This window comes from Armatimonas sp. (assembly GCF_964826245.1).
The window spans coordinates 1-13,138 of sequence record NZ_CBAYMC010000011.1 but is presented as its reverse complement, the minus strand read 5'-3'; the positions used below and the strand labels follow the sequence as shown (position 1 = coordinate 13,138).

Annotated in this window: 13 protein-coding genes and 2 tRNA genes; 7 read left to right on the top strand and 8 right to left on the bottom strand. The window is 59.1% G+C overall.

Going from position 1 to position 13,138, the window contains the following annotated elements; genetic code table 11:
• Positions 1–26: 26 nt before the first annotated feature.
• The 8 genes from clpX to AC1XOS_RS02270 all read right to left on the bottom strand — a co-directional run bounded on the left by clpX (position 27) and on the right by AC1XOS_RS02270 (position 6,677).
• Positions 27–1,283, bottom strand: a complete 1,257-nt coding sequence (gene clpX / locus AC1XOS_RS02305; RefSeq protein ID WP_481960600.1) for an ATP-dependent Clp protease ATP-binding subunit ClpX — start codon at positions 1,281–1,283, stop codon at positions 27–29.
• 64 nt (positions 1,284–1,347) lie between these two features.
• Positions 1,348–1,938 (bottom strand): ATP-dependent Clp protease proteolytic subunit, encoded by a 591-nt coding sequence (locus AC1XOS_RS02300; protein WP_481960599.1) that lies wholly within the window; start codon positions 1,936–1,938, stop codon positions 1,348–1,350.
• Between the two features lie 56 nt (positions 1,939–1,994).
• The gene (gene tig / locus AC1XOS_RS02295) at positions 1,995–3,509 is read right to left on the bottom strand and encodes a trigger factor (RefSeq protein ID WP_481960598.1); all 1,515 of its coding nucleotides are present in this window, start codon (positions 3,507–3,509) and stop codon (positions 1,995–1,997) included.
• A 118-nt stretch (positions 3,510–3,627) separates the two neighbouring features.
• Positions 3,628–3,699 (bottom strand) — tRNA-Gly (locus AC1XOS_RS02290).
• Between the two features lie 20 nt (positions 3,700–3,719).
• A tRNA-Leu gene (locus AC1XOS_RS02285) sits at positions 3,720–3,800 on the bottom strand.
• A 66-nt stretch (positions 3,801–3,866) separates the two neighbouring features.
• On the bottom strand, positions 3,867–4,772 hold the full coding sequence (locus tag AC1XOS_RS02280) for a hypothetical protein (RefSeq protein ID WP_481960597.1): 906 nt from the start codon (positions 4,770–4,772) through the stop codon (positions 3,867–3,869).
• Positions 4,769–5,551 (bottom strand): ABC transporter permease subunit, encoded by a 783-nt coding sequence (locus AC1XOS_RS02275; protein WP_481960596.1) that lies wholly within the window; start codon positions 5,549–5,551, stop codon positions 4,769–4,771. Before AC1XOS_RS02275 ends, AC1XOS_RS02280 begins: the two co-directional genes overlap by 4 nt.
• 46 nt (positions 5,552–5,597) lie before the next feature.
• A complete protein-coding gene (locus AC1XOS_RS02270; RefSeq protein ID WP_481960595.1) occupies positions 5,598–6,677 on the bottom strand; it encodes a TolB family protein in 1,080 nt (359 codons plus the stop codon).
• A 40-nt stretch (positions 6,678–6,717) separates the two neighbouring features.
• Here AC1XOS_RS02270 and AC1XOS_RS02265 point away from each other — a divergent pair, with 40 nt between their 5' ends.
• The 7 genes from AC1XOS_RS02265 to AC1XOS_RS02235 all read left to right on the top strand — a co-directional run.
• A complete protein-coding gene (locus AC1XOS_RS02265) occupies positions 6,718–7,518 on the top strand; it encodes a DUF4058 family protein (RefSeq protein ID WP_481960594.1) in 801 nt (266 codons plus the stop codon).
• Entirely contained in the window at positions 7,515–8,534 is a 1,020-nt protein-coding gene (locus tag AC1XOS_RS02260; protein WP_481960593.1) for a hypothetical protein, read from the top strand. Before AC1XOS_RS02265 ends, AC1XOS_RS02260 begins: the two co-directional genes overlap by 4 nt.
• A 301-nt stretch (positions 8,535–8,835) precedes the next feature.
• Positions 8,836–10,089: a Gfo/Idh/MocA family protein gene (locus AC1XOS_RS02255; protein ID WP_481960592.1), complete on the top strand. Its 1,254-nt coding sequence runs from the start codon at positions 8,836–8,838 to the stop codon at positions 10,087–10,089.
• A 7-nt stretch (positions 10,090–10,096) separates the two neighbouring features.
• A complete protein-coding gene (locus AC1XOS_RS02250) occupies positions 10,097–10,420 on the top strand; it encodes a hypothetical protein (protein WP_481960591.1) in 324 nt (107 codons plus the stop codon).
• Positions 10,421–10,461: 41 nt separating this feature from the next.
• Positions 10,462–11,160: a 6-phosphogluconolactonase gene (pgl, locus tag AC1XOS_RS02245; protein WP_481960590.1), complete on the top strand. Its 699-nt coding sequence runs from the start codon at positions 10,462–10,464 to the stop codon at positions 11,158–11,160.
• Positions 11,160–11,759 (top strand): DciA family protein, encoded by a 600-nt coding sequence (locus AC1XOS_RS02240; protein WP_481960589.1) that lies wholly within the window; start codon positions 11,160–11,162, stop codon positions 11,757–11,759. The genes pgl and AC1XOS_RS02240 overlap by 1 nt, the downstream gene beginning before the upstream one ends.
• Positions 11,760–11,763: 4 nt before the next feature.
• The coding region (locus AC1XOS_RS02235) for a ComEC/Rec2 family competence protein (RefSeq protein WP_481960588.1) at positions 11,764–13,138 on the top strand (1,375 nt) is incomplete at its 3' end.

Here is a 13,138-nt window from a genome sequence, read left to right as displayed (position 1 = left end):
GGCAGGGGCTTTGGGAGAGATAGTTTCTATGCGGCGCGGTTGAAGTAGCGGATATCGGGGGCATGCTTGTCACGAATGGTCTCCTCGGTGATCACGACTTCCTCGATCTCACGCTGCGAGGGCACTTCGTACATGATGTCCAGAGTCGCCTCTTCGATAATGGTTCGGAGGGCACGGGCACCGGTCTTGCGCTCAATGGCCTGGCGGGCAATCTCCGTGAGAGCGCCGTCCGTGAAGCGCAGATCCACCCCATCCAGCTCAAAGAAGCGGCGGTACTGGCGGGTCAGGGCGTTGCGTGGCTCGGTGAGGATTCGCACCAGAGCGGCTTCGTCGAGCGGGGCCAGAGCAGCTGTCACCGGGAGCCGTCCGATAAACTCGGGGATCAGGCCGTAGCGCTGAAGGTCATCCGGGAGCACATGGGAGAAGGGATCGTCCTCAATGGAGTCCACCTCGGCGGCCAAGCTAGCACGGAAGCCTAGGCTCTTGCGGTTGCGCCGCTGCTCGATAATCTCACTCAGGCCATCAAACGCGCCCCCGCAGATAAAGAGAATATTGCTCGTGTCAATCTGGACATACTCTTGCTGGGGGTGCTTGCGGCCTCCCTGCGGCGGGACATTGGCCAGCGTCCCCTCTAAAATCTTAAGAAGTGCCTGCTGGACCCCTTCGCCCGAGACATCACGGGTGATCGAAGGAGAGTCGGACTTGCGAGCGATCTTATCAATCTCGTCAATGTAGATAATGCCCCGCTCGGCACGCTTGATAATATTAGGAAGTGTGTCGCCGTTATCAGCGGCCTGGATCAGCTTAAGGAGAATGTTCTCCACATCTTCGCCCACATAGCCCGCCTCGGTGAGTGCGGTGGCATCAGCGATGGCAAAGGGAACATTGAGCACACGGGCGAGGGTCTGGGCCAGAAGAGTCTTACCGCTTCCGGTGGGCCCCAGCAAGAGAATATTGGACTTCTGGAGCTCAACATCACTGGTGGGAGCCTGGATGCGCTTATAGTGATTATAGACCGCGACGGAAAGAGCGCGCTTGGCACGCTCCTGCCCGACAACATAGCTACTGAGCTGGCGATGAATATCACGCGGCTTGGGCAGCTGTCCCTCGGGAAGAGTATCTTCCTGTGTGTTCTCTGTTCGGATAATGTCGTTGCAGAGCCCCACACAGTCGAGGCAGACGCCTCCATGAACCCCCAGGATCAGCTTCCGAACCTGCTCACGGCTCTTACCACACAACACACAGCGGTTGTCGTGGCGATCATAACCTCCAATACGCGGCATCCAAGCCCCCTTCACTTACAGATAGGCGTGTTCAAGGGACTTGCACGAAAACCCTTCACACCCACTAGCGTTTGTCACGAACCAGGACTTCATCAATCAGCCCATACGCCACCGATTCCTCCGAGGAGAGGAAGTAGTCACGCTGGATATCGTGCTTGATTCTATCGAGATCCTGATTGGTATGCTTCTGCAAGATACGCGCCAGTTGATCATTTGTCTTTAATATTTCTCGGGCTTGGACATCAATATCGCCTGCGGTACCTCGGAAGCCTGCGCTGACTTGGTGGATCATCACACGGGCATTGGGGAGAGCGAAGCGCTTGCCTTTTGCACCACCTGCCAGAAGCACCGCTCCCATTGAGGCGGCCATCCCCATACAGATCGTGGCCACATCACAGCGCAGAAGCTGCATCGTGTCATAGATAGCGAGCCCTGCGGTCACAGAGCCACCGGGGGAGTTGACATAGAACTCAATATCACGATCGGGGTCTTGCTTCTCCAAGAAAAGTAGTGATCCAACAATAATGCTTGCTTGCTGATCATCTACTTCTTCGCCGAGGATGATGATCCGGTCTTTCAGAAGGCGGGAAAAAAGATCCTGCTCGCGGCTACCGCGAGCATCTTGCTCAATAACACCAGGAATGTTTAGTGGCATGGTACTCCTACTTAAATGGCCCCGGTTCTAGACCAGGGCCATCTCTCTATATTACATTATGACTCAGCGGGTGGTTCCGCCTCAGCCTTTTTTGTTTTTCGCTTGGGTTTGGGCTCCTCAGCGGGAGCCGCTTCGAGCTCAGCTGCAGGCTCCTCAGCCTTCTTCTTGGTCGCGGCTCGCTTCTTGGGCTTGGCCTCTTCGAGCTCGGCAGGAGCCGCAGAGGCATTCTCACTGGCTTTGCTCGCCTCTTCGGCTTCTAGCTCTGCGGTCGTGACGATGCGCTCGGTGATCTTGCTGATTTCTTTGAGGAAGTTTAAGATCTTCTCGGTGAGAGCCTGATCCCGGAAGCGATCCAGGCTCCCCTGCGACTCGACATAGGCACGAATCGCGGAGACACTCACTCCAGACTCACCAGCACGCTCGGCGAGCTTGGCATCTATGTCCGCATCCTCCACCGTGATCCCCTCGGCACGGGCTACCTCAGAGAGTACCAAGGAGTTCTTGATGCGCTGGGTTGCCCCAACGGCCATCTCGGACTGAAGCTGCTCAACACTCTTACCAATCGAGGCAAGATACTGCTCCGGGGTTACTTTATTCTGCTCCAGGGTCTGGGCGAGCTGGTTTAGCTCGGCATTGACCTCGGCCTTGAGAAGAACCTCGGGGAAGTGAATCTGGCTGGTCTCGACGATCTTACTGACGAGATGGAACTCCACCTCGTTCTCGCTGGCCTCGACCGCATCGTTTTCAAGCTGCGTACGGACATCGGTCTTGAGCTCCTCGACCGTGCTGATCTTCGGGCGAGCACGCTGTGCCAGCTCGTCGGTCAGCTCGGGAAGGACACGAGCGCGGACTTCTTTGACATCCACCGTAAAGACACCACGCTTGCCGCGCAGTCCCTCATTCTCAAAAGTCTCTGGGTAAGTCGCTTCGATACTCTTGGAGTCGCCTTTTTTGAGCCCCTGAAGCCCCGCATCCAGATCGGGGATATTCTTCCCGACCTCGATCATGGTGGCCTTGGGCTCGGCGAGCTCGGGCAGATCCTGTCCTTCGACAATGGCGGTGAGGTCCACCATCAAAAAATCGCCGGTTTCGGAGGCGCGATCCTCGATCTCAGGGTACTCCGCGAAGCGAGCACGGATATTCTCCAGCTCTTTTTCGACATCAGCATCGGCTAGGGCGATCTTGCGACGCTCCAGCTCGAGTCCTTTGTAGAGCCCCAGGGTGATCTGAGGACGCAGAGGGACGAGTGCCTTGAAGACCAGAGGACCGTTATCGTCCATGGAGACAAGCTCCATCTCGGGCTCAGCGAAAGGCTCGACGCTGGCTTCCGTGAGGGCTTCACGGTAGGCATCGGGCACGAGGACTTCGGCGGCGCGTTGCTTCACACGGGCATCGTCCACGTAGTTCTTCGCGATATGGGGGGGAACCTTTCCGCGGCGGAAGCCGGGAAGCTGAAGGCTACCCACGGCCTGCTGGAAGGCTTTCTTGCGTGCGACTTCGACTCGCTCCGGGTCAACGGAGATGGTCAGCGCGATGTTGCAGGGGTCAAGCTGCTCAGTCGTCACCTGCATCGGTGGAATTTTCACTCCTAAAGTTCAAATAGATTTAGATTTGGATTAGCCAACAAAAAAGGCACCGGAGATGCTACTGCTCCAGTACCCTGCCTCGGTCTTTTGGATGAGATCGAAGAGCGGGAGAAGGGGTTCGAACCCTCGACTTTCACCTTGGCAAGGTGACACTCTACCACTGAGTTACTCCCGCATATTCTACCGCTCGGCAAGTGGGCGAGAGGGGATTTGAACCCCTACGCCTTGCGGCACTGGTTCCTAAGACCAGCGTGTCTGCCATTTCACCACTCGCCCTTACCAGGTAACAGGCCGACACGGGATATTCTAGCTTAAAGATGCCCTTTTGTCAAGAGCCCTCCCCTACTTCCCCGTATACTTACGCAAAAACTGGATCGCGGTGGGATCATCGGGGTAGCGCTGTAGGCACTCCTGGGCAAGAGAGCGAGCCATCCCGTAGAGTGCACGCGCCTTTTCGGCCTCCCCCTTCTTGGCCTGCTCGTCCCCAAGATTTCGGTAGAGAATCACCAGCCAGCGGTAGGCGGAGTTCGCATCCTCTTTTTCGTCTAGGCTCAGGGTTTGTGGGTCACGCGTCGCCAGGAGCTCTAGCGCCTTACGGCCATGCGGCTCGGCCTCTAGAGGGCGTGAGAAGTGCACCAGAAAGAGCTCACAGAGCGTGGTCTGGATCGAGAGGCTCTCCGGGTTATTGCGCTCACCCTCTTGTAAGAACACCAGGGCTTCGTCGAGCTTGTCGGGTTTCGAGGCCATCTGCATCGCGCCCTGAACATAGCCCTGAACAAAGCGTGGGTTGCTCCAGGTCATTAGCCTAAAGAGGGGTAGCGCCTCTTTGGCATCACGCTCTTTATGGCGAGACATGTCCATGTAGGGCTGGGTCTGGCGCTCGATATGCCCTAGAATCCCACGCCAGTCCGAAGCTGCGCTGGGCACCACCGTTGTCTCGTCGTGATGAGTATCATGCGCAACCACTCCCTGAACTTTCCCGACTTTTTTGTCTTTTTTCTCCGACTCCAGCCGCCCCCGCGTCCCCACCCCAAAGTGAAGATAACGATCCGACTCCAGCCAGAGAAAATCGGCGAGTGAGGCACGAAACTCCCCAAACACCGAGGCAACCGCGGACTCTTCCAGCGCCTCTTGCTGGTGCAGTGTCAGCCCTGCAGGAGCCTTGAGCTGTGGCTGAACACTCTGGGCGAGCTTTCCCGCACCCACGAGAGCCACAAAGCACAGCCCCACCACCATGCCCTCTCTCACAGTGCCACCTTTCGGAAACGAACTGCCCCCACCGAGAGTGCCACCAGCGTGTGGATCAGCGCGTAGCCCAAGAGAGCCGCCAGCACCCAAGTGGGAATGGGATTCCAGCCGTGGCTCACTTTCCCTGAGAGATCAAAGAGATTGAGCTCCGGGATCACAAAGTAGAGCCCTCGAAGAAGCACCTGCCCAAAACCACTGCTGGTCTTGTCGAGCAAAAGCGTAGACTGCGAGAATGCCTGAGAGCCGACTGCCATCAGAAGCGTAATCGTGACCGTGGCCTGCGGGGTCAGAAACACCGATGTGGTCACGGTCACGGCACAAAGCAGCATCAGGACAAAGAGCCGGAGCACTAAATACTGCCAGAAAATCACCCCGGGATGCATCCCATACACACTCAGAGTCCCCCAGCCGATCAGCCCAAAGACCAGTAGCCCCAGCCCGGCCAGACAGAAGACGCCTAGGAACTTGCCAATCAGCAGATCGGTGCGGGAGATAGGACGAGCCAGCAGCGGGTAGATCGTCCGGCGCGAGATCTCCTCCGGGAGCTGGCGCGCGGAAAACACCACCGCCAAGATCACCGAGAGCAGGTTGATGACGGTCAGTGTGGCACTCTTGAGGAAAATATCCAGTCCCTGAACCCCAAAGCGCCCCACGAGCGCTGCCATTCCGATCATCAAGAACGACAGAATCATCGCCACGTAAAGATCTTTACGCCGCACCGACTCCAGCACCGTCGCCTGGGAAAGCGCTCCCCAGATCACCCATTTTCGTCGCAACATGCTCCGATTATTGGTAGATCTACTAGCTTACTTCACCCACTTTTCTCTACTTCACCCAGTCGGCGACAAAGATATTGGTCTCATGGTCTTTCCCATTGCGATTGCTTGCCCAGATGAGCTGCTTGCCATTGGGGGAGAACATGGGAAACGAGTCAAACTGTGCGCCATAGGTCACTTGCTCTAGCCCCGTGCCATCTAAGTTAACCAGATAGATCTCAAACGTCCGGCGCTTGGGATCGCCACTGTTCGACGCAAAGATCAGCTTTTTGCCATCGGGTGTAAAAAACGGCGCGAAGTTGGCCGCCCCGTTGCGGGTCACCTGCTTGGCGTTCTTGCCATCCGCATCCGCAACCCAGAGCTCCATAGAAGTCGGGCGCACGAGATTTTGCTTGAGGAGCTGCTTGTAGTCCGCGACGGCTTTCGCATCCGGGAGCGCCGAGGCACGCCAGACGATCTTCTTGCTATCGGGCGAAAAATACGCCCCGCCATCGTAGCCGACCCGGTTGGTGAGGCGCTTCAAGTCCGAGCCATCGGCCTGGATGGAGTATAGCTCCAAGTCGCCATCACGCGTGGACGTAAAGATAATGCGCTTGCCATCGGGGGAGACCGTCGCCTCGGCGTTGTAGCCACACTCCTTGCCCGGCTCCACTTTCGCAGGCACCAAGGGACGTATATTGCTCCCGTCCGCGTTTGCCTTGTAGATGGCATAGTAGGGATAGAGGGGCCAGACATAGCCCTGCGAGCGATCTGGCTCGGGCGGAATCGCTGCGCTATAGCCGTGGGTCGAGGCAAAGACGATCTCTTTATCACCCTTCAAAAAATAGGCGCACGTGCAGCGGCCCTTGCCCGTCGAGACCATTTTCTTGCCACTACCATCAGGGCGCATGGTGTAGATCTGGTCGGCATCCCCGCCCCCCTTCATGTACTGAAAGATCACTTTTTTACCGTCAAAGCTCCAGTACGCCTCGGCGTTCTGCCCACCAAACGTGAGCTGACGCACGTTCTTAAGATGCACCTCACGAGGATCACGGAGGCTAGGTAGTGGCCCCGCTCCAGGCGTTGAGGGCGGCTGGGCCAGCGCAAGAGTGGCGAGCCCCAAAGTCAAGAAAGCAACACGCATTCGCATAGCCCTGTTGTACCCAAAAACACGATAAAATAGGCACGTTATGCCCTCCCCCTTTCCCGGCATGGATCCCTACTTAGAAAACCCATCCCAATGGCGGGGCGTACACCAGCGCTTGTTAACGGCCCTCACGCAGCTCCTCAATACGGACTTACCAGCGGGTCTCTATGCCGATTCCGAAGACCGTGTCATCGTTTCTCCTGGCAGAAATATCTATCCTGATGTCGGCGTTCTTCGGTTCGGCACCGCTCCCAATCGCCCCTTAGACTCAGGACGTGGTGGGGTGGCAACACTCCTCGAGACAAGTGCAGACCCTTCCTTCTATGTGCGTCATGAGACACAACCACCCCAGCAACAGATCACCATCCGGACGGTGGACAGTAAGGAGCTCGTGGCAGTCATTGAGCTACTGAGCCCTACCAACAAGCGTCGAGGAAAAGATCGCGAGGAGTATCTTGCAAAGCAAGCGGAGCTTCTGGCAAGTGATGTTCATCTGATCGAGATAGACCTTCTTCGTGAAGGTGCGCACTCCGTGGCGGTGTCTCAAGAGGACATTCAGACACGTGGTGAGAGCGATTATGTGGTCTGCCTACACTACGGAGGCAGTGGCGAAGAGTTCGAGTTCTGGCTGAGTACACTTCGCCAGCGGCTACCACGCATCCGCATTCCTCTCACCGATGGCCTCCCGGACCAAATCCTCGACCTCCAGCGTGCTCTTGACCAAGCCTACGACAGTGGCCCACACCGACGTGGCACCGACTACCGCCTCGCTCCCATCCCTCCCCTCTCAGAAACCGACGCTGACTGGGCCGATAGCCTCCTACGAAACGCAGGGCTCCGATGAAAACCCGCCACGCGGCACTCCTCCTGGTAAGTGTCACGTGTTTGGGCTGTCGTACCGCACAGCCCGGCTGGCATCGGGAGTTTGTCCCTGCTCTGGAGGGAAGCCGCGAAATATCCGGCTGGCTCTCGCAGGATACTGTTGTGATACGCGACAAAGACTCCCGCGAGCGTGCCGTCTCGCCCACAGGCCGTTCCGCGCCGTCGCTGCCTACGCTCCCACCACTGGGTGGCCCTGAACCCGCTCCTAACCGCTGCTTTCTCTCCCGCTCTCTGGCCTATCCCTCGCCCGACGGCAAGTGGCTTCTCTACTGGGAGCAAGAGCTTCAAACGGGCACCGACACCACAACACCCACTGGTGAGCGCTGGCGGCTGGTGAGCCGACGCGGTGAGAAGACTCGCCTCTGGCCGCCCGATGGCAAGCTCTCCCGCAAGCCACAGCCCACCCTCTATATGTGGCACCCCGAAGTGCTCTGGCTCCCTGATAGCTCTGGCTGGTCGGTGCTTCGTAGCGCCTCGGGGCCAGCGGAGCTCTATCGTGTGAGCACAGTAGAGAAAGGCTCTCAGCAGCTTCCGCTGCCTGAAAAAGAGGTAGACACACTACTGGGACAGCGGCGTGATGGTACCTGGCTCTGGCTCCCGGAAGGCTCCAATGGAAGTCAGCGCCTCCATTTCCTCACGACCAACGCGTCCACTCCTCTCCCCCTGAGCATCCCCGGTGACCTCAGTGCGGCACTGAGCTGGCCCTACACCTTGAGCACCGCCACAGATACTCTGGCGATCACAGTGAGCCGACGAGCAGCGCTTTGGAACAAGTTCCTTAAACAAGAGGAAATCACCGAGATCGGGCTATTCCCACTCTCTGGTGGAGTGCCTCTCTTCCTAACTTTCCCAGATAAAATCGTCTGGGTGCAATCGCTCCACTGGTCGCCTGATGGCAAGCGCCTGCTCTGCCTAATCAATGCACAGACCACCCCCAACGCTCCCATGGTGAGCAAAGCCTATCTGTTCAGACGATAAATGAAACCATGCAACAACAGAAACGCACCTGGCTCTCTCTGTTAGAGATCTTTGCTTCGATGGTCTGCCTATGTTCGGCAGACACAGGGCATCGGTATTGGGATGTTGCTGATCGCCCTACTGGGCTTCTTGCGCCTGAGAATGCTCTCCCAGTGGCTCCACGTCCTGCTGAGCGTAGAGCTTCCACGGATATATCTCGGGGCCGAGGCGGCAGGGTATGGAGAAATGGAATGCCCTTAGCGGGATATTAATTTTGGGAGGAAGATTAGGGGCGGCTGTCGAACGAAGCGATATGGACTCAATGAAGCGTGTGGACTCATTTGCGACGATCTTTCCACAGAACCCCAAAGGGGCGAACGAGAAAATTATCTACGGGCACATCGGGGTGGGCGGTATGGGCAGCAGCCATATCGTCGCCGACTCGTGCGCGGCGATCTGTGATGTGGATGCAAATCACCTGAAGAGTGCGGCGGCCAAGGTGAAAGGCTCGCCGTTTCTCACCGACGACTACCGCCGGTTGCTGGAGCGCAAGGACATTGATGCGGTCACGATTGGCACGCCGGATCACTGGCACGCCCTAATGACCGTGCATGCCTGCCAGGCAGGCAAAGATGTCTACTCCGAAAAACCGACCTGTAAGACGATCGAAGAAGGCCGCGCGATGATCGAGGCGGCGCGGCGCTACAAGAGAGTGGTGCAGATCGGCTCACAGGGGCGCTCCAACCCCGGTGCCGCGATGGCCTACGACTACATCCGCAATGGGCAGCTCGGCACGGTCAAAGAGGTGATGGTCTGGCATCCCAATAACTTCGTGGACAAAAATAGCTTTGGCAAGGAAGGCCCGCCGCCCCCTGAGCTTAACTGGGAGATGTGGCTCGGTCCGATTGCCTGGCGACCCTATAATCCCGATATTGTCCACTTTAACTTCCGCTGGCTCATGGACTCGGGTGGCGGCTTTATCCGAGATCGCGGCAATCACGTCCTCTCGGTGGTCATGTGGTGCCTGAACCAGGACGGCTGGGATTCCCCCGTGACGGTCGAGGCGACAGGCCAGACCAACCCCAACTCGGTGTACGATGCGCCGCTGACCATGCAAGTGAAGTGGGAGTTCTCTAACCCCAAGTGGACCATGACCTGGGATCAGCCCGGAGTCGCTCCCGAGCGCTTCGAGGGGCCGTGGGGTGCGCTCTACAAAGGGGATAAAGACGATCTCATCGTGCTGGGAGGCGACGGTGGGTGCACCACAGAAGAGAAAGCGCGCTTCTACAAGCCCCCCACAGGCGGCGTCAAAGCCTTTATGGAGCCCGAAGATACGGATCCGACCGAGCGCCACCGACGGAACTGGCGGCGCTGCATCCGAACCCGTGAGAAACCCGTCATGGACGTAGAAATTGGGGTAAAAGTGATCGTCCTGCCCATTATCGCCAATATCGCCTATGTTCTAGGCCGTAAGCTCACCTACGACCCCCAAAAATGGAAGTTCATCGGCGATGACGAGGCCAATAAGCTCCTCTACGAACCGTACCGTGCGCCCTGGAGCCTCAAAGGAGTCTGATAAAGATATGCGTGAAACCCTTCTCTCACTCGCCGATACGATGAGTGGCTCCGATCGGGTCAAGGCCAAGGCTGCCAAGGCAATCATGGCCCAGCAGGTGCACGCCGCCTGCGCTCCTGGTGGAAGCGCAAAACTGCGTGCGGAGCTGCTCCGCGAGCTCATGGCCATTCTCGTCAGCAAGCGCCCGCGCCTTGTGCGCGCCCATGCCATCGAGCTGATTGGCTTTCTTGGTAGCAAGAGCGATGATAAAGCACTCGCCCGCTTCGCCGCAGACCCCGAGCTGAAAGACAATATCAAGATGGCCCGCGAGCGGCTACAGCGCGGGAGCTAAAAAGCCCGAGAAACTCAGGCAGGCGGCGATACAATAGGAACATGCTGCCCGAGTTTCTCACTTTCCCTGATCCCGATGCTGTCGCTGCCGAGGCTGCAACGCGTTTTCTCACTCTTGCCAAGGCCGCAATCGCCGAGCGCGGACAGTTCGTGGTGGCGCTGGCAGGTGGCTCAACGCCTGAGCGACTCTACAAGCTCCTGGCCACGCGAGAGCTAGACTGGGAAAAGATCTCTGTTTTCTTCTCCGATGATCGGTTTCTCTCCCCGGCGAGCCGTTTTAGCAATGCTGGGCTCGCGCTCCGCCTGCTTCCCCTAAGTCCCAAGCTGACCTTCCCGGTGCCTGCCGAGACGACGCTGGACGCGGCGGAGTGCGCCGCAGAGTATGAGCGAGAGCTGCTAGCAGCACTGGGGCCCGAGCCGTGCTTCGATCTTGTTCTCCTGGGCATGGGCGACGATGGCCACACGGCATCGCTCTTTCCAGGAAAACCGGCGCTGACGGCAACGAGCTGGGTGACGCACTCGACGCCGGGAGTCTTGCCGCCACCGGTGGATCGTGTGACGTTCACTTTTGCGCTGATCAACGCTGCACGAAATGTGCTGTTTCTGGTGACCGGGGCGAATAAGAGAGAAAAAGTCGCACGGTGGCGAGCAGGTGTGGGAAGTGTCCATACGCTTCCGGTGCTCGGTGTTGCGCCCACGGAGGGCACACTCACGGTGCTTCTCGACGAGGCAGCGGGCTAATGCGACGTGGGGGGAAGATCAATCGCCTGGGCATTGACATGGAGCGGGTGCTGGGTGGACGTGAGATGCTGCGCAAGCTCAAGGAGCACACTGCCCCGATAGTCTGGGCAGAGGTGGTCGGGGAGCAGCTTGCGGCGGCGACAGAGGTTCTGGGGGTAAGTGGGGGTGTCCTGCGCGTCTCCGCGAAGTCGTCGGTGTGGGCCAATGAGCTGACGTTCTACAAGACCGATATTCTCAAGCGCCTCAACGCCAAGCTCGGCGCGCCTCGGGCCTATGTCATCACCGACATTCACTTTCAGAGCCGTGGGGTCAAGAAAAGCGCGGACGAGAGTAAGACGCTAGAGCCCGAGGTCGAGATTGACTCCATCGAACTCTCCGTGCGCGAGCGCCAGCAGATCGAGGAGAGTATCTACATGATCAAAGACCCCGACCTGCGCGAGCGCCTACGCAAGACACGTTTCTCTGAGGTGCGCCTGCGGAACTGGCGGCTGGACAATGGCTGGGCTCCCTGCCTGCACTGTGGTGAGCTGGTGGCCCCGTTTCTCGGTGGCAATGGCATGAGCTGCCCCCGCTGCCGCCTGCTGGGCGATAAGGGCTAAGCGGGTGCGAGTGCGCCCCCTCTTCACGGCCCTGGCACTTGTGGTAGCAGGGATTCTTACCGCCTCGCTACTTCCTGAGGAGCCACGACTCTTCGAAACCCTCGCCCTCGTCAGCGCTCTTGCGGGGATCGCGCTTCTGCGCCGTCCGGCTCTGGCCACAACACTCTTACTTCTGCCCTTCCTGTTTTTCTCCCTCGCCCAAACCCAGCGGGTGCTCCCGCCCGATGCGCTGACACAGCTCGCGGGGCGCTACCAAATCCTGAGTGGGCGCGTGGAGACAGCGCCAGAGCCGACGCGCCAAGGGGGCTTGCGTTTCATCTTGGCAAACCCGCAAGGCCAGACCCAGGTCACGACGCGCACGGCTCTCCCACTCCACCGTGGAGATCAAGTCATCGTGCACGGTCGCTTGGAGCTTCCGCCCCGCGCCACCAACCCCGGCGAGTTCGACTACCGCGCCTATCTCCAGCGTCACGGGATTCACACGGTGCTCTATGCCAACCGGGTCGAGACGCAGCTTCTGCTACGCCGCGCCACACCGGCCGAGCGGCTCCGCGTGACGATCCGAGAAGCCTGCTATGCTCATCTCGCGCCGGAGAGTGCGGGGCTGCTCTCCGGCCTGCTCGTCTCCGACCGTAGCCAGCTTCCCGCCAGCCTGCAAGATGCCTTTGCACGCACCGGCACGATCCACATTCTCTCGACTTCGGGGCTCCATCTGAGCGTCTTTGCCGCTGTTCTCGTGGCGCTCTTTGGCCGAGGAAAGCCGCTCCCGACCCTTCTGGCGCTGGCACTGCTCTGGATCTACGCGCTAGCGGCAGGGACGGGCGGGGCGGTGATGCGCTCTGCTGTCATGACCACAGTGATGCTCCTCGCCCCGCTTCTCAAGCGTGAGGCAGAGCCGCTCCACACCCTCGCCTTCGCCGCGATCCTCATCCTCCTCCCCGAGCCCCTCGCCCTCTACGATCCCGGCACGCAGCTCTCGTTTGCCACGGTCGCCACGCTTGTCGCCTGGGCAAGGCCGCTCGAAAATCTCCTCTGGCCGTGGGAGCCTGACCAGCGCCCCCTCACGCGGTTCTTCCGCGCCTGCACCATCGGCCTGCTGATCGGCGTCCTCGCGCAAGTCGGCTCCGTGCCCCTCGTGGCCTACCACTACAATCTCTTTTCCTGGGTCGCCCCCCTCGCCAACCTGCCCATCGCCGCCCTCGCCGAGCTGCTTTTACTTACGGGCCTCGCCGCCGTCGCGCTTCCGTTTCTCGCACCGCTCTGGTGGCTTATTGGCCTAGGACTCACGCTCCTCAAAACCCTCGCGCTCGCCTTCGCCGCCCTCCCCTACGCCGCGCTCTCCGTCGCCTCGCCCCCCGCCGAGCTGGTCGTCCTCTGGT